The organism is Corynebacterium sp. MSK073, assembly GCF_030232085.1.
Lineage (GTDB): Bacteria > Actinomycetota > Actinomycetes > Mycobacteriales > Mycobacteriaceae > Corynebacterium.
Genome location: NZ_JASPIY010000001.1, coordinates 21,602 through 46,943, shown reverse-complemented (window position 1 = coordinate 46,943; position 25,342 = coordinate 21,602). Strand labels below are relative to the sequence as shown.

Genomic DNA, 25,342 nt, shown 5'->3' with positions numbered 1-25,342 from the left:
CAGCAAGCATTGGGTTGGCTATTAGCGCTCGACAAAGCCGCTTTCGCCCTTCGCAGCAGCCCACTGCTCGACCACTAAATCGACGCTGCCGGGGCGGCGGGTGGTGCTCGGTTGCTCCTGCAATAGTTCCAAGAGCTTCTCGCAGTCTGTGCGCGGGCCCTCAGCAACAACCTGCACGCGGCCGTCTGCCAGGTTGGTCGCATGCCCAGAAAGGCCTAATTCCAGTGCGCGCGACCGCGTCCACCAGCGAAAGCCCACTCCTTGCACGTTGCCGTGCACAAAAGCCGTCATTCTTTCCATGTCACTGCACCATCCTCATTAGTAGCGATCGGCCTCGCCGCGATCGCGCAAGATTTTACGGTCCGCAGCGCTGCGGCGGGTCACTGGGTCAGAACCGTCCCAGCACTCCACGCCGGGCACACCCGGAAGCATATCGCGGTGGAAGACCGGATCGACTCCCTTACTGCGCTGCTCGTTGAAGTTCTTCAGCAATTGAATGGCCACGCCGGATAACGGAACAATGGCGATGATATTCAGGATCACCATCGTCGCCGCACCGGTATCCGCCAGGGCGAAGACCAATGGCAGGGACCCGACGGCACCGAACCAGACAAAGAACAGCACCACGAGGCGGAAGGTATTGAGCACCGTCTTATTGGTGGTGAGGTATTCCAGGTTGGCTTCTGCCAAATAGTAATTGCCCAAGATGGAAGAAAAAGCCAGGAAGAACAGGATGAAGCTGACGAAGTGAATGCCCCAGTGGCCAACCTCGGCGGACAAGGCCGCCTGGGTAAGGGAAACGCCCTCGGCCTCTTCACCGTAGGCAACTTCCGGGCCAAGCAGGATCAGGAAGGCGGTAATGGTACAGACCACGATGGTGTCGAAGTACACGCCCAAGGTCTGCACCAGGCCCTGCTTTACCGGGTGGGAGACGGTGGCGGTCGCCGCCGCGTTAGGAGCAGAACCTTCGCCGGCCTCATTGGAAAACAGGCCACGCTGGATGCCCTTCATCATAGCGGTGCTGATGCCCGCACCGGCGATTTCCTTAAAGCCAAGCGCGTGGCCGATGATATCGCCCAGCATGCCCGGGACCTTGTCAAAGTTCGTAATGACCACGAAGCCACCTATGAGCAGGTACGCCAGGGCCATAAACGGAACGACTACCTGGGTGATATTGGCAATGCGCTTCACGCCGCCAAAAATGATGAGGCCCGCGGCAATCGCGATGATGATGCCAATGATGGAGCCAAAGGTGGCATCGTCTTCGCGGCCGAAGGAAAAGGCCACGGCCTCTACAATGGCGTTGGTCTGGAAGGAGTTATAGACCAAGCCAAAGGTAAAGACGATAGCAATAGAGAAAAGAACGCCGAGCGGGCCCCAGCCCAGGCCACGCTTCATGTAGTAGGCCGGCCCGCCGCGGTACGTATCGCCATTGCGGACCTTCCACAGCTGCGCCAGGGTGGATTCCACGAAGGCGGTCGCACCACCAAGGAGGGCGATGATCCACATCCAGAAGACGGCGCCAGGTCCGCCTACGGAGATGGCCACCGCGACGCCGGCAACGTTGCCGGTGCCCACGCGCGATGCTGCGGAGATGGTAAATGCCTTAAATGCGGAGATTCCCCCGCTTCCTGCGCCCTCATCCTCATCATCGCTGTTGGGTCGCTCGACCACGGCGCGCAGCATATCGGGTACTTTGCGAATCTGCACCACCGCGGTACGAGCGCCAAATAACAGGCCTGCACCGATAAGCAGCCAGGGCAGGATGTATGTCCACACGCCATCGTTAAATGTCGTGACGACATTTTCGAGAAATTCCATGCGAATTAATTTACTGCCTGAAGGTGCACAACGTGAACCTCACGGGTGCGAGATTATTGGCAGTGGGGGCAATAATGGCTCGAGCGTCCCCCGATAACACACCGCTCAATGGGCGTGCCGCAGCGGGAACATGGCTGGCCAGCGCGGCCATAAGCTGCAAGCGAGCGCGCGAAATAGCCGGATTCACCATTGACGTTAACGTACAAAGAATCAAAGCTCGTTCCCCCCGCTTTGAGGGCGGCAGACATCACGGTCTGCGCCGCGCTTAATAGCGCCACGGCGTCTTTTTGCCGCAGCGCAGAAGCTTTCTTGCGCGGTGAAATGCGTGCTGCCCACAGCGCTTCATCTGCGTAGATATTGCCAATGCCAGATACCAGCGATTGATCCAATAGCGCCGTTTTTGCCGCGGTTTTCTTCTGCCGCAGGCGGCGCGCAGCGCTAGCGATATCAAAATCGGGTTCCAGGGGATCCAAGCCGATATGGGAGATCTTGGACCACGGCGCATATAGCCAGTATCCAAAGGTGCGCTGGTCCACAAAGTGCAGGTCGGTGCCATCGCTGAGCCCTACCGTGATGCGGCGGTGCGGCGAATCGGTAGGGCCGATGCGCAACTGACCCGACATGCCTAAGTGAATAAAAAGCACGTCGCGGTGGCTATCCATCGGGTCCTCCCCCACGAATTCCAGCCACATGAATTTGCCGCGGCGGGCCACCGCGGCGATTTCCTTGCCCACGACAAGGCCCGCCAGCGGTTCATCTTGGCCGCGGTTCGCCCGCGGGTGCGCAATGTCTACCGCCGTAATTTCTTTGCCCACGACGTAGGTTTCCACCCCGCGGCGCACCGATTCTACTTCGGGCAACTCTGGCATTATTTAGCCTTCTTTATGGGCGGTCCCTTGCACCAGCAACGGGGTTTCGCGCAGGGTTTGGCATGCTTCTTGCGCGGCCTGCTGCTCCGCTAATTTCTTATTGTGGCCCTGCCCATTTCCCACGGTCAGCCCGGCGACGGTGGCAACCGCGCTGAAGGTTTGATCGTGTTCTGGGCCGGTAGCGGTAGCCGAATAGACCGGCATGGGTGCTTTCAACTCAGCACACAGCTCTTGCAAGGTGGTCTTCCAGTCCAAGTGGCGCCCGCTGACGGAGGCATTATCGATCTTTTCCGCAAAGAGGCGCAGGATGACATCGCGGGCGGTTTCAAAGCCGTGCTCGCGGTAAATGGCACCAAAAATCGCCTCGGTGGTATCCGCAAGGATGGAATCCTTATCCCGCCCACCGGTGGACTGCTCGCCCTTGCCCAATAAGATATGCGGACCCAGGTTAATCTCACGCGCGATATCGGAAAGCCCATAGCGCGAGACAATGGAGGCGCGCATCTTAGAGATATCGGATTCCGGGCGCGATGGATACGTCACGTACAGCTTCGCGGCCACCGATAGCCCTAAGACGGCATCGCCCAAGAACTCAAGGCGCTCGTTATTAGGCAGGTGGCCGTTTTCATTGGCAAAGGAACGGTGTGTGAGCGCCAAGCGCAGACTGTCCGGTTCCAGGGCAACGCCGAGCGATTCCAAGAGCGAGCTGTGGTCCACCGCCGCAAAGGCGGCCTCCCATGCCTCGTGCCCGGTCAGCTTCTTCTTGCGGCTCATAGGAACTTCTCCAGACCTGCCCAGCGCGGGTCTATCTTCTCCTCTTCCTCTTCTTCCCCGGAGATTCCGGTGGTCACACCCTCTGGGGTCTGAATATCGCAGCCGTCTTCGCAGACGGGGGCGAAGGGAAGGTTCAGGCCGACTTCATCAATCACCGCCTGGAGTAGATCCAGCTCATCGTCTTGGATTTCGGGGATTTCATCGCCCGAACCGGCATCGTCAGAATCGGCGTCATCGCCGCTGACAAAGGATTCATCGGCGGCAAAAACCTGGGTCACGTGCAAATCCAGCTGCGGGTGTAGCTCTTTTAAGCAGCGCGCACACTCGCCCGTGAGAACACCCGAGATATCTGCATCAACCAGAACGCCTGAACCCAGCGGGGTCAGGGTCGCGGCAACGGTGAGATCTTCGCCTTTGGGGATGGCGATCATTTCCACGCCGATCCTTTCCGGTGCAGGGCCCGTCTGGGTGCGTTGTTCCGGCATTACGTCAGCGCCTTGGGCGTTTAATAATTCGCCCACATCGAACTTCAATGGAGATGTCATAACAGTTGGTAGTCTACCCTGCCTCGCAAACTCCGCGTAGTTGCTGGCACGACCGCATTTTCTGGCAAGAAACTGAAGGTTTGGGCATAAAGCGCTATGGCTTGCCGGTTTTCCCTTTCCTGCAGGCCGCGGCGGCCTTAGCCTGAAAGCATGACTTACCACTTGGCCGCGGCCTCAGGAGATTTGAGCGCTATCGCTCCTAGATTCGGAGTGTTGTGCTGCCTTCCCGCCACCTTCTTGGTCATCTCTGGGTTAGTCCTCCATCGCCTGCCCAAGGCTGACCACTCTGGCATCTACGGCGACAAGGGCCTGCGCCTTTCCTCCGCCCTCATCCTCAGCATGTGTGCGGGGCTTATCTCCGGCGCGATTTTGGTCATTCCCTCCGGCCTCGACCTCACGGTGCTTACCGGCGCCCTTGTATTTTCCGCCAGCGCCGCCGCCATTACGTGGCTCTCGCGCGAAGCCCTTGCCTGCGCGCTGCTTTGCGTCGGCGCCATGTTCCTGACCGCAGGCGCGGTTATTAGTCTTAGCGCGATGTTCTTCCCCCAAGACTTTATGAGCGGCTCGATGACCTCGCTCACCTCCTACTTCACCACGGCCCTGGTCACCTTCCTCTTCCCCGGCCTGGTCAGCGCGGGGATTGTAGCCTTCGTAGCGGTCCAGAGCCAGCGCCCTCACCCTGCTACGAATACTGCTGACGCCGCGCTTGCCGATGCCCCCTCATCGTCCCCCACGCCGCGCTACTCCAACTCTCGCAGCTCGGTCTAGCCTCCCACAAGCACAATAAGTCCTGCTACACGGTGACGCGATTTTCGCAAATCACCCGTGCAGCAGGACTTTTTAAGCGTCGTGCCTTGTAACTTACGCCTTTAGCGCTCGGTGTAACGGCGCTCGTAGCCGTCGCCCTCACCGTAGCGCGGGGTGCTAGCACCACCGCGGGAAGAACCGGCGTTCGTGGACGGCAGGTAGTCGCCGCCGCGAGAGCGCACGCCGGCCCCACCGCGCAGGGCGGAACGATCGGAGTTTACGGTGCGCAAGAGGCCACTGAGGGAGCTTTCAAATTCGCTGAGCTTGCTATCTACAAAGTCATCGCACTCCGTGCGCAGCCGGTTGGATTCGGTGTATGCGGTCTCCACGATCCGGTTGGCTTCTTCGTTGGCGCGGCGCACAACTTCAGATTCGGAAACCAAACGCTCTTGTTCCTGGCGGCCCTCAGCCACCGAGCGCTCGTATTCCTCATTGGCCTGAGCAATGGTGCGGTCCGCATCTGCGCGGGCTTGCTCAACAGTGTTTTGAGCGCGTGCCTCGGCATCGGCCACTAGCCGCTGCGCATGTTCTTCTGCCTGCGCAACCGTGGTATCGGCCTCTTGGCGCGCCTGGCTCACCATGTCGGTGGCCTCCGCAGACGCCTCATTAATGGTGTTATCCGCACGCTCTTCGGCGCCGCGGATAATCTCGTCTTGCTTGTCTAAAACGTCCTGCGCATCGTCGATTTCTACGGGCAGCGCGTTGCGCAGGTCATCGAGAAGCGCCAGCATCTCATGGCGGGGGACCAAGCAATTGGAGGTCATGGGAAAGCCAGAAGCCTGCTCCAAATGCTGAACTAATTCATCAAGGGATTCAAAGACACGGTACATGCTGGGAATTCTACAACGCGCCACCCCGCATTGTGTGGAGGGCGCGCCTTGGATCCTCAGGCCGATGCAACGAAGGCTAAAGCTCTCCGAGTTCAATTCGCTTCCCGTGTGCGATTAACCCATTTTCCCTCCACATACCTGCGGCACTGGCGCATACAGCTGCCGTGCCATCGCAGCAATGCAAAAGCTCCCCGTCTCCCCGCGGGTGCGGGGAAATGGGGAGCCGTGAATGAAGGGGAGTTTAGATAACGCCCTGTGCCAGCATGGCGTCAGCCACCTTCTTGAAGCCGGCGATATTGGAGCCAGCCACGTAGTCGCCTTCACGGTCGTATTCCTTGCGGGTGCGGGGAAATGGGGAGCCGTGAATGAAGGGGAGTTTAGATAACGCCCTGTGCCAGCATGGCGTCAGCCACCTTCTTGAAGCCGGCGATATTGGAGCCAGCCACGTAGTCGCCTTCACGGTCGTATTCCTTGGCCGTGTTGTCGATGTTCTTGAAGATGTTGCTCATGATGCCGCGCAGGCGGTCATCGGTGTACTCGAAGGACCAGGAGTCGCGGGATGCGTTCTGCTGCATCTCCAGTGCGGAGGTTGCCACACCACCGGCGTTGGCAGCCTTGCCGGGTGCGAAGTTGATCTTGGAGTCCTGGAATACGTGCACCGCATCCGGGGTAGACGGCATGTTAGCGCCCTCTGCAACGTAGCGCACGCCGCCCTCGACGAGCTTCTTGGCGGATTCGCCGTCGAGCTCGTTCTGGGTTGCACACGGCAGTGCAACATCAGCCTGGACATCCCAGATATTGCCGCCCTCGTGGAACTCCACGCCGTTGCCAGCTTCCTTGGCGTAGGTGGAGATGCGCTCGCGGCGCACTTCCTTGACATCGCGAAGCAGGTCAACGTCCACGCCGTTCGGGGTGGGGATGTAGCCGGAGGAGTCAGACATGGCAACCACGGTAGCGCCGAGTTCCTGTGCCTTTGCGGCGGCGTAGATGGCAACGTTACCGGAGCCGGACACGATGACCTTGGCGCCGTCGAAGGACTCGCCGTGGGTCTTCATCATTTCTTCGGTGATGTAAACGGCACCGAAACCGGTGGCCTCGGTACGTACCAAGGAACCGCCCCAGGTCAGGCCCTTGCCGGTCAGGACGCCGGACTCGTGCTGGGTGGTCAGGCGGCGGAACTGGCCGAAGAGGAAGCCGATTTCGCGGCCGCCGACGCCGATATCGCCGGCAGGAACGTCGCGGTACTCGCCGATGTGGCGGTGCAGCTCGGTCATGAAGGACTGGCAGAAGCGCATAACTTCCTGCTCGGACTTGCCCTTCGGGTCAAAGTCGGAGCCACCCTTGCCGCCACCGATGGGCAGGCCGGTCAGGGAGTTTTTAAAGATCTGCTCAAAGCCCAAGAACTTAATAATGCCCAGGTTTACCGAGGGGTGGAAACGCAGGCCACCCTTGTACGGTCCGAGCGCGGAGTTGAACTGCACACGGAAGCCGCGGTTGACCTGCACCTCGCCGTTGTCATCAACCCATGGGACGCGGAAGATGAGCTGGCGCTCCGGTTCGCACAGGCGCTCAACCAGACCGTAGTCTGCGTAGTGTGGGTCCTTATCCAGGACGATCTTGAGCGAATCCAGCACCTCGGACACCGCCTGGTGGAATTCCGGTTCACCGGCGTTACGCTTGAGTAGCTTGTTGTAGTACTCAGAAATCTGGCTATCAACAGACATAGTGTATAAATCCCATTCTCGTGGAGTTTGACTAGCAGGAACTAGTTTCCTATCAATCTACCGATAATGCAAGTACAATTATTTCTCAGTCCCCCAATTACCCACGTTCACCTGCGACAATAAAGATAAATATTTTCTGTAGAGCGTTCGGATTCCTAGCAGAAAGCCGCAGTGCGGGTCGCGGGCTTTATAATCGCGGGCATGCATATTGTCGTCGCGCCTGACTCTTTTAAAGGTACCGCTTCTGCCACGGAAGCCGCAGCCGGAATCGCCAACGGAATTCGCCAGCACTACCCCACCGCCACCGTCACCACCTTGCCCATGGCCGATGGCGGCGAAGGCACCGCCCAGGTGTTGGCCCAGGCCGCCGCGGCGGGCGGGCAAGAAACCCAGACCATTACCCTTCCCACCACGGATGCGGTGGGGCGTTTGACCGAGGCGCAGTATTTCCTCGCTGGGCACACGGCCTTCATCGACGTCGCCGCCGCCACCGGGCTGCCCGCGGTCCGCGACGCGCTCGATCCCCTCCACGCGGATTCTTATGGCACGGGCGTGCTGCTTGCCGATGCCCAATCCCGCGGCGCCACCTCCATCGTGCTCGGCCTTGGTGGCACGGCCAGCATCGACGGTGGCATGGGCATCCTTGCGGCCCTCGGCGCCGCCGCCCACGATGCACGCGGCTATGCCCTGCCCAAGGGCGGCGCCCCATTGGTGCAGCTCGATTCCATCGATACCGCGCAATTAAATATCAAAGCGGGCATGGTTGATTTCACGCTCTTGGCCGATACCCGGGCTAAGGCTATGCAGGCAGCCACCATGTACGGACCTCAAAAAGGCGCAGAGGGCGAACAGATTGCCTTGCTTGCAGGCGCCCTCCTCCAATTGTGCAAGGTCACCGGCACGGATCCGGAGGCGGAATTTACCGGTGCGGCAGGCGGCATCCCCATCGGCCTTACCTGGCTTTCGCGCACCCTATGGGGCACCGATGAGCACGCCCGCGTCGTCTCTGGCGGGGCACATGTGGCCAAGGCCCTCGGACTCGCCGAGGCCATTTCTCAGGCTGACCTCGTCATCACCGGCGAAGGCGCATTTGACGAGCAATCCTTAACCGGCAAGGTCGTCGGCACCGTCGCGGACCTGGCGGCGGAGTCTTCTACCCCCGTCGGCATCGTTGCCGGGGCCATCAACCAGGACACCGAGCACGTCACCGCGGAGCTAGATCAAGAAGGTGGGATGCCGGAGCAGCTGGCTAGGGCTGCCCGGGACATCGTCAAGCAGCTGGGCTAAGGGCGAATCTCGACCGTCCACGGAAAGATGGCGGGGCGTTCATGCGCCAACTCATCCTCCAGCAGCACGTGATCCTTGGGCAATACGGCGTGCGGCGTGAGCAAACGCGACAGCACCATAGCCAGCTGGTTCACGGAGCCGGTTGCCCCCTCCACCGCGATGTTATAGCGATGGGCGTGGGCGCCTTCTAAATCGCGCTCTTCATGTTCATCACGGTAATTTTGCTGCAGCTGCTCCTCCAAGCCCTCAGGGAACTGGGGATCTGCCGGGCGAGTAACCTCGGCGGAGGTAAGCGATCCGCCCGCTACCAGCTTATCGGTGGCAGTGGTGAAAATTTCCTCCACGCGGTCCGCTTGCTCATCTGGAACCAATACATCGAATTGAATAGTCGGCATATAGCTGACCCTACCCTAACCAAAGGGATGAAAACTATGTCTTATTCCACAAACATCGCTTCCATGGTCCACTCTGCGGATACTGACCTGGCGTGGCAGCGGGATTTTTACGAAGATCTGCACCGCCACCCCGAGCTTTCCCACGAGGAGGAACGCACCGCGGCGCGCATCCGCGCCAAGTTAGCGGAGTTTGATTGCGAGGTAGAAGAAAACATTGGCGGGCATGGCATGGTCGCCATTTTCCGCAATGGCGATGGCCCCACCGCGCTCATGCGCGCCGATTTCGATGCCCTGCCGGTCAAGGAGGCCACCGGCGTGGCGTATTCCTCGACCAATGACTACATGCACGCCTGCGGGCACGATATGCACACCACGGCCCTACTCGGTGCCTGTGCGCTTCTCGATGCCTCCCGCGATACCTGGTCCGGCACCTTCCTCGCCCTGTTCCAGCCAGCGGAGGAATCATCCATGGGCGCGAAATACATGATCGCCGATAACCTTACCGAGCGCGTGCCGCGCCCCGATATTTGCTTAGGCCAACACATCATGCCTGGCCGCGCCGGCACCGTTCGCCATACCGCAGGCCCCATCATGGCCGGCTGCGATTCCCTGCGCATACGCATCTTTGGCAAGTCCGCCCACGCCTCCATGCCGCATAATTCCATCGACCCGACTTATACCGCGGCGATGATCGTTACCCGGCTCCAGGCCATCGTGGGCCGCGAGGTAGCCCCGCACGAATTTTTCGTCATCTCCGTGGGCGAGCTGCATTCCGGCGATAAAAACAACATCATCCCGGATTCCGCCGAGCTCGTGCTCAATACGCGCTTTTATGATCCAGCCCTGGCGGAAAAGGTCTACGCCTCCCTAGAGCGCATGGTGAAGGCAGAATGCATGGCCTCCGGCTGCGAGAAGGAGCCCACCTTCGAGTACTACGCGCACGGCGAGGTCACCGATAATGACGCCGCCGCGTATTCGCCCATCGACGAGGTCTTTGCGGCCACCTTCGGGGAAGCATCCGTTACGGCCTCGCCCTCGACCGCTTCCGAAGATTTTTGTTACCTGCCGCAGGCATGGGGCGTGCCGTACGTCTTTTGGCACGTAGGGTGCACCCCAGATGCCGAGTTGGCCGATCCCCCGGTCAATCACCAGGCCAACTTCCTGCCGGAGTATGAGCCGACGGTCAAGGCCTCCACCCAGGCCGCCCAAGCGGCGGTGCTGGCGTACCTGGGCGCTTAACCCCGGCTCATCTTGGCATAAAAATCCGCCGCGTCCCCCTTTGCTCAATGGAGTGTGGAGGCGCGGCGGATTTTTCAGTGCGCTAGTCCTTGATGGTCTCTCCCAAAATGTGGCACTGAATCATGTTGGTATTGCCGGAGATTCCCGGAGGGGTGCCTGCAACGACGACGACCAAGTCATTCTCGTCGTACTCGTCCAAGTCCAGCAGGTACTTATCGATGGCCTCCATCATCTCATCCGTGGACTTGACGTCGGGGCTCAAGAAGGTCTCTGCACCCCAGGTAAGCGCCAGCTGGGCGCGCACGTCCTGGTCCGGGGTAAATACCAGAAGCGGCAGGTCAGAGTGCAGGCGGGCGACGCGCTTTGCGGTATCACCGGAGGAGGTGAAGGCAACGATAGCCTTCGCGTTCAGGCGCTCTGCAATATCGCGGGCGGAATAGGACATCACGCCGCGCTTGGTGCGCGGGACGTGCGCCAGCGGCGGGACCTGGCCATCGGTCTCGGAGCGCTTGACGATGCGCGACATGGTCCGCACCACGTTGTGCGGATCCGCACCCACGGAGGTCTCGCCAGACAGCATCACCGCATCGGCACCGTCGAGCACGGCGTTGGCCACGTCGGACGCCTCCGCGCGGGTCGGGCGGGAGTTTTCGATCATGGAATCCAGCATCTGGGTGGCCACGATGACCGGCTTGGCGTTCTCGCGGGAAATCTGGATAGCACGCTTCTGGAAGAGTGGCACCTCTTCCAGCGGAACCTCAACGCCCAAGTCACCGCGGGCAATCATCACGGCGTCGAAGGCCAAGATGATGGACTCGAGGGCATCGACGGCCTCGGGCTTTTCCAGCTTAGCGATGACCGGCACGCGGCGACCTTCCTCGTCCATGATCTCGTGGACCTTGTCGACATCGGCAGGCGAACGCACGAAGGACAGTGCGATGTAGTCCACGCCGAGCTGCAGGGCAAAGCGCAGGTCTTCGATGTCCTTCTCAGACAGGGCCGGCACAGAAATGCTCATGCCGGGCAGGGAGACGCCCTTGTTATTGGATACGGGGCCGCCCTCGGTAACCTCGCACACCACGTCATTGCCGTCTACTTCCTTGCAGACGACGGCGACCTTGCCGTCATCGATAAGCAAGCGATCGCCGGGCTTCGCATCTTGTGCCAAGCCCTTGTAGGTGGTGGATACGCGGTCGTGGGTGCCTTCGACATCGTCCACGGTGATGCGGACGATCTCGCCGTTATCCCACTGCTCTTCGCCGTTCTTAAACCGGCCGAGACGGATCTTGGGGCCCTGAAGATCGGCCAGGATACCGACGTTCCGGCCGGTCTTTTCGGTGGCTTCGCGGACCCACTTGTAATTGGCCTCGTGGTCCGCATGCTCGCCGTGCGACATGTTGAGGCGCGCGACGTTCATGCCGTCTTCTACAAGGCGCAAAATTCCGTCCCCACTAGCTACCGCAGGGCCGAGAGTACAGACAATTTTGGTTCTTCTATCCAGCATTATTGGCCTATTCCATCGGGGAAATTGAACAACCCCCAACCTACTCCCTCGCGCGCCGACAGGCCACAATTTTTTGGCGCCTTAACTACGGCAATCGGACACGAACACACATAACCGGTCATTTCCGGCCGGTAGCAGTGCCCGAGGTGCCGTTAGCATGCGTGGCTGCCACGCGTTTCTCGTCACCCTCGCCGCCGTTTTCCGCCTGCTCGCGGTAGTAACGCGGGTCAACTTCCTCTGGCGTTTCGGGGCCCTTGCGCTGCCTGTCCAGCAAGAAAAAGACGATGAGACCTGCGATAAAGACAACGGCGGAGACGATGAGGTTTACGCGGACGCCGAAGATATGGGTGGCTTCGTCTGAACGCATGCCTTCGATGAAGAAGCGGCCCAGGGTGTAGCCCACGACGTAGAGGGCAAATACCCGGCCGCGCCCCAGCTTCCATGCCTTGTGCGCCCACAGAAGGAACAGGCACACCAGCACGTTCCAGATGAGCTCATATAAATACGTCGGGTGCACCGAAGCGATGACCTCGCCAGTAGAATGCCCGGAAACCGGCGCGTACTCCCCGGCCTCATCGACGCGGTAGTAAATATCCAGCGCCCACGGAACGTCGGTCGGCCGGCCGTAGAGCTCCTGATTAAACCAGTTTCCCAACCGGCCGATGCCCTGGGCAAGGATGAGGCCAGGCGCCACCGCGTCCGCGAACGGTGCAAGCGGAATCTTCTTGATTCGAAACATCACCCACAGCGCTACGGCGCTTAAGGCAACCGCACCCCAGATGCCAAGGCCGCCATTGGTGACCTTGAGGGCGTCGGCTGGGTTGCAGGTATCACAGAAGTACTTCTGATGATCCGTGATGACGTGATAGAGTCGGCCGCCCACGATACCGGCGGGGATGACGACGATGGTCGCATCCCACACCGTATCGGGATTGCCGCCCCGGGCCGTGTATCGCCGCAGCGTCATCCACATGCCCACGAGGATGCCGGCGATGATGCACAGCGCATACGCATGGATTGGAATGGAGCCAAGATGCCACACCACGCCCTGCGGCGGGGAGGGGATATTTGCAAGATTCTGAGTATGCACGTTGATAGTGTGCCTTATCGGCGTACCCTTGAGCTAGTTTGGGGTCACTTTCCTAGGAACTTTTACGCGACGGGCACGCCGGGTGCTGGCCCGCGGCCACCAGGGAGCGTGCCAAGGCGGTTGGATCCTGAGCCGCCATGACGGATTCACCGACCAATACCGCATCCGCCCCGCGGGAGGCATAGTGGAAGAGATTGCGGGCATTATTCACCCCACCCACGGCGATGCGCAGGAGGGATTCCGGCAGGCCCGGGGCAATATCATTGAAGGCCTCCCGGTTGATCTCATCGGAGGCAAGGGACCACGCATTGATCGCAATGACGCTGCTGCCGGCTTTGATGGCGCGGTTGACCTCCCCGCAGGTTCGCACCTCCACGATGGCGGTCATCCCTAATGATTCCGCCCGGTCCAAGAGGGCTTCCAATCGGGCTTGCTCTAAAAGCTCGACCTGCAGTGGGATCGCATCGGCGCCAAAACAGCGAGCCTCATGAATCTGGTACGGGTCCACGATAAGGTCGCGCGCCATCATCGGGATATCGATGGCAGCGCGCGCGGCCGCCATATCCTCAAGCGATCCGTTAAAGCGCCGCGTATCCGTCTGGCAGGCCATCAAATGCACGCCGCAGTCCTCAAAGGTGCGCGCCCATTCGGCCATCTGCTCGGCCGAGCCCACGTGGGCGATTTCCCCGGTATAAGGAACGGCGCGCTTCAGCTCCGTAATGACCGAACAACCTGGTTTTAAAAGCGCCGCGCGGGCATCGCGGGGAGGCTCCATGTCCCGGGAGCGCGCCTTGATATCTTGGAAGGAAACGCGTGCTTCGCGCGCGGCGACATCCTCTAGCACCCCAGCGACCAGGTGATCGACGGCTATGGGTGTGGGCATGAGCACCTCCCTCCAAGCGCGATTAAAATCACACTTAGATTAACGCTATTCGGGGCGTTTCCGGAAATTGTGCTGCGCGAACGGGGCTATTTACGGCCCACATCGGTCGGGTCGATATCGCTATCGAGCGCATCCCACATCACGCGGCCGGAATCGGATGAGGTCTCCAAATCTTCCGCCAGCTTTTCTTGGCGGGCGGCAGGGGTTTCGTATTTGCTCGACGCCTTGACCTTGTCCTTGCCCGGGTTCTGGGCCAAGAGTACGGCGCCGAAAAATGCCAGCGCGGCCCCGATAATGGCGACAATGGGGCCCAGCTTGGTGGCCTCCGTGGAAATGACGGTAGCCCAATCAGAAATTGCGGCAGAATCCACCGCGTTTTCATTTGCGGACGCGCCCTGCAATATTTTTTGCGCGCGCTCGGCATCAGCGCCGCTGGTCAGCAAACTAATAGGGCTCCACGCGGCGCCTGCCGCGGCGAGGGCGCACACAATGGCCACGATGCGCCGCCCTGTTCGGCGCAGCGCTAGGCCCGCGAGCACCCCGGCGAGGAGGACCAGCGTCAATGCCATCAGTTCTAGGGACCACGCGGAACCCACGATCTCATTGGTTGCCGAGCCCGATTTATCGTCCTCGCTTACCGCTTTTACCCAAGTGCTACGGGAAGAAAACCACAGCACCGCCGTGCCCACCGCAATAAAAAGCGGGCCAAGTCGCCTCGTCATTAGGAATCATCCCCTAAAAGAACTTTCGCATCGAAGCATGTCCGGTCACCGGTGTGGCACGCGGCGCCGCGCTGCCGCACGGTCAGCAAGATGGTATCGCCATCGCAATCAAGGCGCACACCGAGTACCTCCTGCGTATGTCCTGAGGTCTCGCCCTTAATCCAATACTCGCCGCGCGAGCGCGAAAAGTAGGTTCCCTTGCGCGTGGCCAGCGTGTGGGCAAGCGCATGGTCATCCATCCAGGCAAGCATCAGCACTTCGCCGGAATCGGCCTGGGCAATAGCTGGCACGAGCCCTTGCTCATTGCGCTTGAGTAGCGCAGCAATCTGTGGGTCTAGCTCATAGTCTGCGGGATTGCTCATCGGCGCACCTCGTTTCCGGCATCTGCCAAGACCTTTTTAACCTCGCCAATTTCTACCTCCCCAAAGTGGAAAATGCTGGCTGCTAGGACAGCATCGGCACCTGCTTCAACGGCGGGTGGAAAGTCCGCTGCTGCGCCCGCTCCGCCGGAGGCAATGACGGGAATATTCACCGTTTCCCGCACCGCGCGCAGAAGTTCGAGGTCGAATCCGGCCTTCGTGCCATCTGCATCCATGGAGTTTAAAAGGATCTCCCCCACACCCAGCTCGGCGCCAGTCCGGGCCCATTCCACTGCATCGATGCCAGCCGATGTCGTCCCGCCGTGTGTCGTAACTTCGAACCCCGACGGTGCGTGCGCCGCGTCGGTGCGCCGCGCGTCCACGGATAAGACGATACACTGCGAGCCAAAGACTTCCGCCAATTCGCGCAGCAGGCCGGGATTGCCTATCGCGGCGGTATTGACCGATACCTTATCCGCGCCGGTGCGCAGGAGCTCGCGGACATCGTCAACGCTGCGCACTCCCCCGCCCACGGTCAGCGGAATAAAGACTTGATCGGCGGTGCGGCGTACCACATCGAGCATGGTGGACCGGCCATGCTTGGACGCGGAGACATCGAGGAAAGTCAGTTCGTCTGCGCCCAATTCCTCATAGCGCGCGGCCAATTCCACTGGGTCTCCTGCATCGCGCAGGTGCGCAAAATTCACGCCCTTGACTACGCGGCCTTGATCCACATCAAGGCACGGGATTATGCGTACGGCTACAGCCATGCGGGGCTTACTCCTTCACAAGTCGGTCAGGGTTAATTTGAGTGGTGAGATAGGATTTCCAGGATTGTCTCGTGCACCTGCGGGGTACCAGAGACCATACCCCGCGACTGCACGGTCCACGGATTACCCTCCGGATCCGTGACGATGCCCCCGGCCGCCTTGATAAGGAGCGCTCCCGCCGCGTTATCCCACGGGTGCGGCGAGAAATTCACGGCACCGTCAAAGACGCCCTGGGCCACGAAGGCATTATCTAGTCCCACCGAGCCTGTGATGCGCGGGCGCAAGCCGGATTCTCGCAGTTCGTGGAATGCCGCAGTGGGAAGGTTGGAAAAACACCCCACGTGCCCACGGGCATCATCGAATTCTGGGGACTCTTCCCCGCCACCGAAACCGCCGGACGGCCCACCCACAGAGCGCAGCGGCGAGCCGTCGCTGGCCACCAAGCGCCTGCCCAAGAGGGGAAAATCTGAGATGGCCGCAACAGTCTGGCCCTCGTGGACCAAGGCCACCAAGATGCCGGCCATGGGATTGCCCGCGGAATAATTTGCGGTCCCATCGATCGGATCGACAACCCACACGGTGTCGTGGATACTACCGCCGGATTCTTCCCCGTACACCGGGATGCCGGTCATCTGCTGCAAGATATCGCGCAGCTGCTTTTCGATGGCCAAGTCCACCTCTGTGGCGAAATCGCCCCGGCTTTTAAAGTGGGCCGGCGGCGCCCCGATGCCGGACCGAAAGATGGGCTCGACCTGGTCAACGGCCGCCTCCGCGAAGGCCACCAACTCGCGCGGATCCATCATCGCTTACTCTTCCTCGGGGTCATAAGGATCGATGGGCACCTCTGCGGGCAGCGGATCTACCTCTGCCACCGCAGCTAGCGCCTCCTCCAGGCTGAAATTTCCCTCATACAGCGCCTTGCCGATGATCGCCGAATCGATGCCCTCATTTTGATACCGGGCCAGCTCGGTGAGATCCGCCAGGGAGGAAATGCCACCGGAGGCGGTCACCTTGGCATCGGTTGCCATTGCTACCTCGCGCAATAATTCCACATTGGGCCCGGTCAGCGTCCCGTCCTTGGACACGTCCGTAACCACGAAGCGCTGGCACCCTGCGGCATCGAGGCGCTCGAGCTCCTCCCAGAGATCCCCGCCGTCGGAGACCCAGCCGTTGCCCTTCGTGCGCCATTCACCATCTTCTAAGCGCACCGCCAAATCCACGGCGACCTTTTCGCCGTAGTGCCCAAGGATTTTTTCTATCCACTCTGGGTTTTCTAAGGCGGCGGTGCCAATATTGATGCGATTCGCGCCGGTAGCCAGCGCGCGCTCTACCCCGGCATCATCGCGAATGCCACCGGTCAGCTCGACATTAATGCCAAGTTCTTGGGTAATCCCCGCCATCTGCTCGTGGTTGGAACCGCGATTAAAGGCGGCATCGAGGTCAACAAAGTGCAGCCACTGGGCGCCCTGGCGCTGCCATTCAAGGGCTGCATCCCGCGGGGCGCCGTAGACCTTTTCGGTGCCGGCCTCTCCCTGATCCAAGCGCACGGCCTTGCCGCCGGCGACATCGACTGCGGGCAAAAGCGTAAAAGTCATGGTCTCATCCTACCTAGAGCGTGTGCATCCAGTTTTCCAATAGCTGCGCGCCCGCATCCCCGGATTTTTCGGGGTGGAATTGCGTGGCCCACAGCGCGCCATTTTCCACCGCCGCCACGAAAGAATCACCAGCGTGCGTGGACCAGCTCACCAGCGGCGGGCGGGTAATGACGGTTTCCAATTCCCAGCGGCGAACGCCGTAGGAATGCACGAAATAAAACCGCTCATCGGCGTTAAGCCCGGCAAACATGGCGCTGCCATCCGGCATCTCAACGGTATTCCAGCCCATATGCGGCAACACGTCGGACTGCAGGCGTTCGACCGTACCCGGCCATTCGCCGCAGCCTGTGGAGTGGATGCCGTGCTCAACGCCGGCATCGAAAAGCACCTGCATTCCCACACAAATACCCATGACCGGCCGCTCTCCTGCCAGGCGCTGGCCGATGACCCTCGGCCCATTCACGGCCTTCAGCCCTGCCATGCAGGCATCGAACGCGCCCACGCCGGGAACCAGCAGCCCGTCTGCCTCGAGGGCCTGATAAGGATCCGCCGTGACGGTGACCTCCGCCCCGACGCGCTCGAGGGCACGCTGGGCGGAGCGAATATTGCCCGCGCCGTAGTCCAATAACACCACAGATTTTGTCATGGGCTATACCTTACGCATTCGACGCAAACGGGTGCGGATATCGTTGGTCTCGCTCACGCGGGTCCGGCCCAAGATGAAGTCCGCCGTGGTGAGCAGCAAACCGGCGATGAGGATCGCAACCCCAGCTCCGAAGGCGCCGTCGTAGCCGTAGCCCGCCACCATGGCGCCGAGCAGGGTCGAGCCCAGACCGGTGCCGCTATCGTAGAAAATATTCCAAATGGCCGAGGCCTCCGAGACCCGCTCGCGGGGCAACCGGTCAAACATGGATAGCAAGGCCTCGTTTTGCGCGATACCGAAGGCACCGCCGAATAGAACCGCGCCGAGCACCAGCCACCAGATGGAGCTTTCCATAAATAGGGTGAGCGAAATCGTCCCGACGCCGATGATCGCCATGATCTGGCTCGGAATGTACAAGCTGCCTGGGGTCCCAGTGCGGTCTGCCACCACGCCGGCGAAGTACCGGAAGATCATCGCCGCGCCGCCCACGATGGACAGCATGATGCCGGCGAGGCTGGCACCCCTTGCGGCATCGAGCTCCTGCATCGCAGGGGACAAGAACGAGGAAATGGCACCGTAGCTCATAGAAAACGTGGTCAAGGCCAAGGCCGGGACCAGCACCAGCTTCCAGGTAGGAACACGGATGATATTGACTTCTTCATCGTTATCCTCGGCCAAGGTGACCTTGATCTTGGGAATGCGCAGACACATAGCAAAACCCAAGAAGCCGATCAGACCGGCGGTGATATAAGTAGAGGCGTATCCTAGCGAATCGGCCATGAACAGGCCGAGCGGCAAGAAGATCATCTGCCCCAAGCCTGTAAATACACCAATCATACCGGTGGCCTTGCCCAGCAGGCGCACCGGGGAGAGCTCTGCAATGAGCGCGGATTCGGACACGGTGAGGGCACCAAAGCCCACCCCGCGCAGGGCGGAAAATAGCAAGACGATCCAGGCGTCGGTGCCCAGCAGGTGGCCGAAGGCCGGCACACCCAAGGTAAACGCGGACAGCGCCATCACGCGCCTGTAGCCCCAGCGGCGCAATAGCCACGGCGATACGATCTGCGTGGCAACCGTAAAGGCCATGAAGATACCAGTGGATCCACCAGCCAGGGTCGCGGAACCGCCGGAGTCAATGACGGCAAGCGGCACCACGGGAAGCAGGATGGACCAGGCGCCAAAGGCGGCGGCGATGGCTACCATCGTCGGCGTATAGCCGGGGACCTTCCAAATATTGGTCTCTTGAGATTCGCTCATTTACTAAAGCCTCCAACCATCCAGGCAATGGCCGCGGCCGCGGTGATAACGGCTAAAAGCGCGGCGACGACCGTAAAAAACTTCGAGTCCTGCTGATACGCGGACCAGGCTCCTCCTACCAAGAGGCCTGCCACCAAAAACAGGATGAGGATCATAAACTGCACGGGCTACAGGGCTCCCTTCGTTGAAGGGATGCCGGTCTGGCGCGGATCGTGGTCCACGGCAGCGCGCAGCGCGCGGGCTACCGCCTTGTATTCCGCCTCGGTCACATGGTGCGGATCGCGGCCGTAGCGTACGTTGACGTGCAGGGTAATGGCTGCGTGCGTGGCCAAGGATTCGAAGAAGTGGCGGTTAATCACCGTGGCATAGTGCCCGCCGATGACCTGCCACTGCAGGTGTTCCGGTTCGCCATTCATCACAAAGTACGCGCGGCCCGAAAAGTCCACTACCGCCTCTACCAGTGCTTCATCCATGGGCAGCAATTGGGAGCCGAAGCGGCGGATCCCGGCCTTATCCCCCACTGCTTCCCGCAGGGCCTGGCCTAATACGATGGCGGTATCTTCCACGGTGTGGTGGGCGTCTACCTCCACGTCACCGGTGGCCTTAACCTGCAGGTCAAAGAGCCCGTGTGTGGCAAATGCGGTAAGCATATGGTCAAAGAACGGCAGTCCAGTGGAAATGTCGCTTTTCCCAGTGCCGTCAAGGTCGATGGAAACGGTGATGTCCGATTCCGATGTAGCTCTTTGGGCACGCCCCACACGGTTTGTCATAAATCACTCCTTTGAAGTATCCGCTCCTACTGTAGTCGCTAGCTTTTCCGCCGCAGCCAGAAAGGCCGCATTTTCTTCTGGCAGGCCGATGGTCACGCGCAAATACCCGTCGATCCCTACATCGCGGATGAGCACCTCTTCATCCAGGAACTGCTCCCACACGCGGTGTTGATCCGCAAAATTGCCAAAGAAAAGGAAATTCGATTCGCTCGGCATGACGGTATAGCCCATCTCGCGCAGGCGACCTGCCACCATGTCGCGTTCGGCGGCGATGGTTTCCACGGTGGCGAGGGTATCTGCGCTGTGGCGCAGGGCCACAGTGGCCGCGGCCTGGGATAAGACGGATAGGTGATATGGCAGGCGCACCAGCATGATGGCCTCCACGAAGGCCGGATCCGCCACGAAGTAGCCGAGCCGCCCGCCGGCAAAGTCGAAGGCCTTCGACATCGTGCGCGAAACCACGAGCTTGGTGGGGTATTTTTCCAAAAGGCTCGTCGCGGACGGCGAGTCAGAAAACTCGGCGTAGGCTTCGTCGACGATGACGATGCCGGGGGCGGCATCGATAAGCGCGGCGATATCCTCCAAGCTGGTTACCCCGCCGGTGGGGTTATTCGGGGTAGTAACAAAGATGACGTCGGGCTGGTGCTCGGCCACCGCCGCTAAGGCGCGGTCCATATCGATGGCGAAGTTCTCATCGCGCGGGCACTCGATAAACCGGGTGTGGGTTCCGGCTGACAGGATCGGGTGCATGGAATACGACGGCGTAAATCCCAGCACGCTGCGCCCGGGCCCGCCGAAGGCCTGCAACAGCTGCTGCAGGATCTCATTGGAGCCGTTGGCTGCCCAGACCTGCTCGTAGGTGACATCCACGCCGGTTTGCTGCGAAACGTAGCGCGCTAGTTCGGTGCGCAGCTCGACCGCATCGCGCTCTGGGTAGCGGTTGAGCGAGCTGGCGCAGCGGCGGACCTCGTCCACGAGGGCATCGACAAGCGCGGGCGAAGGCGGGAAAGGATTTTCGTTGGTATTGAGCTGGTAGGCCACCCGCAGCTGCGGGGCGCCATAAGCGGTCTCGCCGCGCAATTCCTCGCGCAGCGGTAGGTCATGTAGCTGGGCCATTTATTTCTCCTCGAATCGGGCGCGGATGGCCTCCCCGTGGGCGGGAAGGCGCTCGGCATTGGCAAAGGCGATGACGTTGGGGGCGATTTCTTCCAGGGCGCCGCGGTCATAATCGATGAGGTTGACCGGCCGGAGGAAGGTGTGGGTGGAAAGCCCCGCGGAAAACCGCGCCGTGCCCGAGGTGGGCAGCACGTGGTTGGAACCGGCCGAATAGTCCCCCAAGGGCACCGGGGAATACGCGCCGACGAAAATGGCTCCGGCGTGGTTGATGCGCTCTGCCACGGCGCGCGCATCCGCGGTGTGGATTTCTAGGTGCTCGGCGGCATACGCATTCGCCACGGCGATGCCAGCGTCCACGGAATCCACCAGAACGATGCCGGATTGCTCGCCGGTAAGTGCCTCGGCGGCGCGGGCGGAGTTCTCCGTTGCCGTATAGCGGCGCTCGACCTCCTGCTGCACCTGCTGGGCCACGCTTTCCGATGCCGTAATTAACACACTTGCCGCCATCGGATCATGCTCTGCCTGGGAGATGAGATCGTAGGCCACGTAGACGGGGTTCGCGGTCTCATCCGCCAAGATGGCGATTTCGGTCGGGCCGGCCTCCGCATCGGTGCCTACCACCCCGCGCACCGCCCTTTTGGCCGCGGCGACAAAGATATTGCCCGGCCCGGTAATCATGTCCACGGGCTCTACGCCTTCTTCCGCATCTCCGTAGGCCAAAAGCGCTACCGCCTGACCCCCGCCGACGGCCCAGACTTCCTCCACGCCCAGCATGTGGCACGTTGCCAAGACCGTAGGGTGTGGCAGGCCGCCGTGCTCCTTTTGCGGCGGGGAGGCAACCACCAGGCTGGAGGCGCCGGCCTCTTGCGCGGGCACGGTATTCATGATGACAGAAGACGGGTAGACCGCCTTGCCGCCGGGCACGTAGAGGCCAACACGCTCGATGGGGCGGAATACCTCGGTCACGGTGGCGCCGGCGGCCAGCTGCGTGGTGTGCGACTCCGGCTTTTGGTCCGCATGCACGCGGCGCACCCTTTCAATGGAGGCCTCGATGGCCGCGCGCACCTGGGGATCAAGCTCGTCGGCGGCCCGCTGCAGTTCGGCCTGGTGGACGCGCAGGGACGGCGGGCGCACCCCATCGAATTGCTCCCCATAATCCAACGCCGCCTGGACGCCTTCGTCGCGCACCTTATTGACCATCGGCACGACGGTCCCCATGACGGAATTCACATCGGTGCCGCCGCGCGGAAGGACGCGGCGCAGCGTAGCGGGGCGAAGCTGTTGACCGCGGAGATCGATGGTTCGAAGCATTCCTGGCTCACTTTCTGGTTGATCACCGTGGGCTATATCTGTAGACAAACCAATATACTATCGCCCAAAGCGCCGCGGGGACACCCTCTTGGGCGATAGACTCAAAATCAACTTCCAGCGAAGGCGAGTGTGCGGTGCATGATGATCGAATTTGAATCCACCAGTCTTGAGCGGCACCTGCGCGCCATCGTCCGCAAGCTTGATTTTTCCTATTGGGCGCTATCAACTGGAGAACTCGTCATTTCCCATGGGCAGGCGGGGTCCACGCTGGTCTTTGTGTCGCAGACCGACGATGTGGTTGTCCACCTGCACACCACTCTGCGCGGCGCGGTTGACTTGGGCGAGGCCGCCGCGCTGTCCCGATTTATCACCAGTTGGAATGCCGATTGCCTCTACCCCACCGCCGTGCTGGACTATGACGAGGAGGGGTCGCTGGTGCTGTGTGGGCAGAGCCACTTCAGCACTGGAACTGCACCAACGCACGATCAATTGGCCGCTTTTGTGCCCGCCGCGCTCCGCGGCGCAGAGGTGCTCATTAGCGTGGCGACGCGCGAATTTCCGGCCCTGGCCCAAGAACCAGAGCTGTTGCTAGCTCAAGACGATGCCGCTTCCCCGCCCGCGGTCACCCTGGATTTCCTCGCGACCGCTCTGCCGCAGATAGGGATCGACCGCTTCCATAGCGATGGTGAAATCTGCCTATTTGCCCTCGTCAACTCCATCGCCTGCACCTTCACCCTCGACTCTGGGCCAAGCCTCATCATCACAGGCCGGTGGGACCTGAATGCGGATGAGGACGAATTCACCCGTTTGTTTTTGATCTGCAATGACTGGAACCGGGCAAACCACAGCGCCACGGCCTACTGCCGCGCCAGCGACGACGGCCTCCACGTCCACGTCGATGTGCCGACCCTGACCGGGGCGGGCCTTCACCAAGGCCAGCTGCTGCGGGTTTTAAGCCAGAGCCTCGATGCGATCCTGCACGCAATCGATGACATCGCGCGGGAATTCTGTGGCAGCTCCCCGGTCAAGTGGGCGTAACTACTTCCCTTTGCGCACTGGCCTCTTTGCCAGCCGTCTCCCAGTCCGCGTCGGAGCTAATAAACGCGGTGCACCAATAGGAAAACATGGCCAAAAATGGGGCTACCACCCAGGCCACGGCGGGAGAAAAGTTCGGCGCAAATTCCACGACGTCCCCGGGGTTCTCCGGCGGGTGCGTTGCGGTGATGCCACCAAAGACGTAGAAGGAAGCGGCACCGGTAAGCGCGCACAGCCCTACCCACAGCAGCATCGTGAGACCACGCCCGCGACGCTGCGCGAATGCGGCCAGTCCGAGGCACAGCCCCAAGAAACCCGTGACGAGTGCAAAGGTCATAAATGCGACGAATTGCGCGTTGCCCGCGGCTTCAATGGCGTAGCCGCCACCGTCGACAGCATGGCCGGTCATCGTAGGGCGCATAAACCCCCAGAGCGCGCCACAGATGCCGAAAACGAACAGGGAACACGCGAGGAGCCCCGCACCGAAACCGAGTGTGCGGGGCAAGCGAGCTTGGCGGGAAGACATTTTAGTTACAGAAGGTCCAGTTACCGTCCTCGCGGCGGAAACGAACGGTGGAGGTATCGGTACCGTCCGAGTTCGACACGCTCACGGTAGCAGAGGCATCATCGCCATTGACCACAACGTCATTGATCGATTCCAGCTTGGTGGAGGTAGGGATGGCCTCTAGCTGGTCGGCGAACTCGTTGATCTTGGCATTGCCCTGGCTTTGCTGGCGCATGGAGTTTGCGTATTCCGCAAAGGACTGGTTGGGCAGGCTATCGACGTAGTTGAGGTACTGCTGGAAATCCCCGGACTCGCCTTCGCGCACGGCCTTGCAGGCGTGGGCAGGCATGTATCCAAAGTAGTCCTTAACATTGTCAATCTCATGCTGCCCGCGCACCAACTGCTCAATGGCCTGCTTATCGCCATCGCTTGCTTCTTGCCCACCTTCAATGGGCTTGATGTCCTGGGCGTTGGCGAAGGGATCGTCCTCATTCTCAATGGGGTTCGCGTTGGTGCCCTCATTGCCGCCTTCTTCGCCCTTCTCCTTAGGCTCCTCGGCGGCCTTTTTCTTGTCCTTTTCTTCCTTTTCCTTCTTTTTATCCTTATCTGCGTCTTTGTCCTCAGACTTTTTCGCCGATTCCTTCGCGGAGGTCTCAGAGGACGAGGAAGCAGACGAAGACGACGTGGTCTTCGTCGAATCGTCCTCGTCATTTGAGCTGCATGCAGCTAAGGCAAGCGGGGCAACCATAGCGACCGCAAAAAGGGACTTCTTAGCAGGGGTCAAAAAGGACAAGGGAGAGCTCCTGAATCAATCTTTCGAATGCGAAGCCGCCTCACGACGGGTTCTTATGTCCCCGCAATCTTAACAATGCAAGTTTGCAAGGGACATTATTGCAGTCTGAAAAGTACCTGTGAGCTATTCCTTGGCGCGGCGAAACACGTACAATTTCCACTGTGCAACTACATCGCGAGGCCATCATCGACGCCGCCACGACCCTATTGAATACGTATGGGCTTGCCGATGTCACCATGCGCCGCGTCGCCTCCTCCCTCGGCGTTGCCCCGGGCGCACTGTATTGGCACATCGCCAATAAGCAGGCGCTCATCGCCGCTCTTGCCGAAGATATTATCGCCCCCGTCGCCGGTTCCACGCTGGAAGAAATTAGCCTGCACCTGCGCAAATTGCTCCTGGCCCGGCGCGATGGCGCGGAAGTTGCCATCGCCGGCCTCTCCCAGCCGGATTCCACGGCGTGGGATCACCTCGTCGCACAGTTTAGCTCCGCCACCTGCCCCGATTTCGATGATACTGCCCGCAAGGCCGCCGCCCTTTCCGCCGTGCACCTCGTCCTAGGCGCCACGCTGCTCGAGCAATCCCAGCGCCAGCTTTTAGAAACCACCGGCGGAGCTACCCCGGCGGACTACCGCGCCGATTTGGTGCGTGGCGTGCGTATTATCAATGCCGGATTGCAGCACAGCGGGACGGATTAAAAC

The 25,342-nt window shown here is 60.7% G+C and carries 29 protein-coding genes; 5 read left to right on the top strand and 24 right to left on the bottom strand.

Features of this window, described 5'->3' with window-relative positions:
* Positions 1–21: 21 nt before the first annotated feature.
* The 5 genes from QP970_RS00245 to QP970_RS00225 are packed head-to-tail and all read right to left on the bottom strand — an operon-like array spanning position 22 to position 4,009.
* Positions 22–300: an acylphosphatase gene (locus QP970_RS00245; protein WP_239269455.1), complete on the bottom strand. Its 279-nt coding sequence runs from the start codon at positions 298–300 to the stop codon at positions 22–24.
* 18 nt (positions 301–318) lie between these two features.
* Positions 319–1,821, bottom strand: coding sequence for an alanine/glycine:cation symporter family protein (locus QP970_RS00240; protein ID WP_239269454.1), 1,503 nt, complete (start codon positions 1,819–1,821; stop codon positions 319–321).
* Positions 1,822–1,874: 53 nt separating this feature from the next.
* A complete protein-coding gene (gene mutM / locus QP970_RS00235) occupies positions 1,875–2,690 on the bottom strand; it encodes a bifunctional DNA-formamidopyrimidine glycosylase/DNA-(apurinic or apyrimidinic site) lyase (protein ID WP_239269453.1) in 816 nt (271 codons plus the stop codon).
* A 3-nt stretch (positions 2,691–2,693) separates the two neighbouring features.
* Complete coding sequence (gene rnc / locus QP970_RS00230) at positions 2,694–3,464, bottom strand: ribonuclease III (RefSeq protein WP_239269452.1); 771 nt, start codon at positions 3,462–3,464, stop codon at positions 2,694–2,696.
* Positions 3,461–4,009, bottom strand: a complete 549-nt coding sequence (locus tag QP970_RS00225) for a YceD family protein (RefSeq protein ID WP_239275467.1) — start codon at positions 4,007–4,009, stop codon at positions 3,461–3,463. The genes rnc and QP970_RS00225 overlap by 4 nt, the downstream gene beginning before the upstream one ends.
* A gap of 150 nt (positions 4,010–4,159) precedes the next feature.
* Between QP970_RS00225 and QP970_RS00220 the strand changes: the two genes are divergently transcribed.
* Positions 4,160–4,777: a hypothetical protein gene (locus QP970_RS00220; RefSeq protein ID WP_284869373.1), complete on the top strand. Its 618-nt coding sequence runs from the start codon at positions 4,160–4,162 to the stop codon at positions 4,775–4,777.
* A gap of 101 nt (positions 4,778–4,878) precedes the next feature.
* On the opposite strand, the gene QP970_RS00215 is transcribed toward QP970_RS00220, so the two are convergent.
* Entirely contained in the window at positions 4,879–5,646 is a 768-nt protein-coding gene (locus QP970_RS00215; RefSeq protein WP_239269449.1) for an SPFH domain-containing protein, read from the bottom strand.
* A 377-nt stretch (positions 5,647–6,023) separates the two neighbouring features.
* Positions 6,024–7,370, bottom strand: a complete 1,347-nt coding sequence (gene gdhA, locus QP970_RS00210; RefSeq protein ID WP_284869372.1) for an NADP-specific glutamate dehydrogenase — start codon at positions 7,368–7,370, stop codon at positions 6,024–6,026.
* Positions 7,371–7,571: 201 nt separating this feature from the next.
* Here gdhA and QP970_RS00205 point away from each other — a divergent pair, with 201 nt between their 5' ends.
* A complete protein-coding gene (locus QP970_RS00205; RefSeq protein WP_239269988.1) occupies positions 7,572–8,657 on the top strand; it encodes a glycerate kinase family protein in 1,086 nt (361 codons plus the stop codon).
* On the opposite strand, the gene QP970_RS00200 is transcribed toward QP970_RS00205, so the two are convergent.
* Positions 8,654–9,052 carry a hypothetical protein gene (locus tag QP970_RS00200; protein ID WP_239269987.1) on the bottom strand — a complete coding sequence of 133 codons (399 nt, stop codon included), beginning with the start codon at positions 9,050–9,052 and terminating at the stop codon, positions 8,654–8,656. The genes QP970_RS00205 and QP970_RS00200 overlap by 4 nt on opposite strands.
* A 36-nt stretch (positions 9,053–9,088) precedes the next feature.
* Here QP970_RS00200 and QP970_RS00195 point away from each other — a divergent pair, with 36 nt between their 5' ends.
* A complete protein-coding gene (locus tag QP970_RS00195; protein ID WP_239269986.1) occupies positions 9,089–10,291 on the top strand; it encodes an amidohydrolase in 1,203 nt (400 codons plus the stop codon).
* A gap of 82 nt (positions 10,292–10,373) precedes the next feature.
* Here QP970_RS00195 and pyk read toward each other — a convergent pair whose 3' ends face one another.
* The 14 genes from pyk to hisD all read right to left on the bottom strand — a co-directional run bounded on the left by pyk (position 10,374) and on the right by hisD (position 22,311).
* Positions 10,374–11,792, bottom strand: a complete 1,419-nt coding sequence (pyk, locus tag QP970_RS00190; RefSeq protein WP_175279200.1) for a pyruvate kinase — start codon at positions 11,790–11,792, stop codon at positions 10,374–10,376.
* Positions 11,793–11,913: 121 nt separating this feature from the next.
* Positions 11,914–12,885 (bottom strand): prolipoprotein diacylglyceryl transferase, encoded by a 972-nt coding sequence (gene lgt, locus QP970_RS00185; protein WP_239269985.1) that lies wholly within the window; start codon positions 12,883–12,885, stop codon positions 11,914–11,916.
* A 52-nt stretch (positions 12,886–12,937) separates the two neighbouring features.
* Positions 12,938–13,768 (bottom strand): indole-3-glycerol phosphate synthase TrpC, encoded by an 831-nt coding sequence (locus tag QP970_RS00180; protein ID WP_239269984.1) that lies wholly within the window; start codon positions 13,766–13,768, stop codon positions 12,938–12,940.
* Positions 13,769–13,854: 86 nt separating this feature from the next.
* On the bottom strand, positions 13,855–14,490 hold the full coding sequence (locus QP970_RS00175) for a TIGR02234 family membrane protein (RefSeq protein WP_239269983.1): 636 nt from the start codon (positions 14,488–14,490) through the stop codon (positions 13,855–13,857).
* Positions 14,490–14,852, bottom strand: a complete 363-nt coding sequence (gene hisI / locus QP970_RS00170; RefSeq protein WP_023022973.1) for a phosphoribosyl-AMP cyclohydrolase — start codon at positions 14,850–14,852, stop codon at positions 14,490–14,492. Before hisI ends, QP970_RS00175 begins: the two co-directional genes overlap by 1 nt.
* Positions 14,849–15,619: an imidazole glycerol phosphate synthase subunit HisF gene (hisF, locus tag QP970_RS00165; RefSeq protein ID WP_239269982.1), complete on the bottom strand. Its 771-nt coding sequence runs from the start codon at positions 15,617–15,619 to the stop codon at positions 14,849–14,851. The genes hisI and hisF overlap by 4 nt, the downstream gene beginning before the upstream one ends.
* Positions 15,620–15,651: 32 nt before the next feature.
* Positions 15,652–16,422, bottom strand: coding sequence for an inositol monophosphatase family protein (locus tag QP970_RS00160; RefSeq protein ID WP_239269981.1), 771 nt, complete (start codon positions 16,420–16,422; stop codon positions 15,652–15,654).
* Between the two features lie 3 nt (positions 16,423–16,425).
* The gene (priA, locus tag QP970_RS00155) at positions 16,426–17,214 is read right to left on the bottom strand and encodes a bifunctional 1-(5-phosphoribosyl)-5-((5-phosphoribosylamino)methylideneamino)imidazole-4-carboxamide isomerase/phosphoribosylanthranilate isomerase PriA (protein WP_239269980.1); all 789 of its coding nucleotides are present in this window, start codon (positions 17,212–17,214) and stop codon (positions 16,426–16,428) included.
* Positions 17,215–17,227: 13 nt separating this feature from the next.
* Positions 17,228–17,860, bottom strand: a complete 633-nt coding sequence (gene hisH / locus QP970_RS00150) for an imidazole glycerol phosphate synthase subunit HisH (RefSeq protein ID WP_239269979.1) — start codon at positions 17,858–17,860, stop codon at positions 17,228–17,230.
* Positions 17,861–17,863: 3 nt separating this feature from the next.
* On the bottom strand, positions 17,864–19,114 hold the full coding sequence (locus QP970_RS00145; RefSeq protein ID WP_284849578.1) for an MFS transporter: 1,251 nt from the start codon (positions 19,112–19,114) through the stop codon (positions 17,864–17,866).
* Positions 19,111–19,269, bottom strand: a complete 159-nt coding sequence (locus QP970_RS00140; protein ID WP_496111633.1) for a CG2302 family histidine operon protein — start codon at positions 19,267–19,269, stop codon at positions 19,111–19,113. The genes QP970_RS00145 and QP970_RS00140 overlap by 4 nt, the downstream gene beginning before the upstream one ends.
* A gap of 12 nt (positions 19,270–19,281) precedes the next feature.
* The gene (hisB, locus tag QP970_RS00135) at positions 19,282–19,884 is read right to left on the bottom strand and encodes an imidazoleglycerol-phosphate dehydratase HisB (protein WP_239269977.1); all 603 of its coding nucleotides are present in this window, start codon (positions 19,882–19,884) and stop codon (positions 19,282–19,284) included.
* Between the two features lie 3 nt (positions 19,885–19,887).
* Positions 19,888–21,000, bottom strand: coding sequence for a histidinol-phosphate transaminase (locus QP970_RS00130; RefSeq protein ID WP_239269976.1), 1,113 nt, complete (start codon positions 20,998–21,000; stop codon positions 19,888–19,890).
* The gene (gene hisD, locus QP970_RS00125; RefSeq protein WP_239269975.1) at positions 21,001–22,311 is read right to left on the bottom strand and encodes a histidinol dehydrogenase; all 1,311 of its coding nucleotides are present in this window, start codon (positions 22,309–22,311) and stop codon (positions 21,001–21,003) included.
* Between the two features lie 138 nt (positions 22,312–22,449).
* Between hisD and QP970_RS00120 the strand changes: the two genes are divergently transcribed.
* On the top strand, positions 22,450–23,349 hold the full coding sequence (locus tag QP970_RS00120) for a YbjN domain-containing protein (RefSeq protein WP_239269974.1): 900 nt from the start codon (positions 22,450–22,452) through the stop codon (positions 23,347–23,349).
* Here QP970_RS00120 and QP970_RS00115 read toward each other — a convergent pair.
* Together QP970_RS00115 and QP970_RS00110 are read right to left on the bottom strand one after the other, a co-directional pair.
* Entirely contained in the window at positions 23,336–23,755 is a 420-nt protein-coding gene (locus QP970_RS00115; RefSeq protein WP_239269973.1) for a hypothetical protein, read from the bottom strand. The genes QP970_RS00120 and QP970_RS00115 overlap by 14 nt on opposite strands.
* 118 nt (positions 23,756–23,873) lie before the next feature.
* A complete protein-coding gene (locus QP970_RS00110) occupies positions 23,874–24,644 on the bottom strand; it encodes a hypothetical protein (protein WP_239269972.1) in 771 nt (256 codons plus the stop codon).
* A 161-nt stretch (positions 24,645–24,805) separates the two neighbouring features.
* Between QP970_RS00110 and QP970_RS00105 the strand changes: the two genes are divergently transcribed.
* On the top strand, positions 24,806–25,339 hold the full coding sequence (locus tag QP970_RS00105) for a TetR family transcriptional regulator (protein ID WP_239269971.1): 534 nt from the start codon (positions 24,806–24,808) through the stop codon (positions 25,337–25,339).
* The last annotated feature ends 3 nt before the right edge of the window (positions 25,340–25,342 follow it).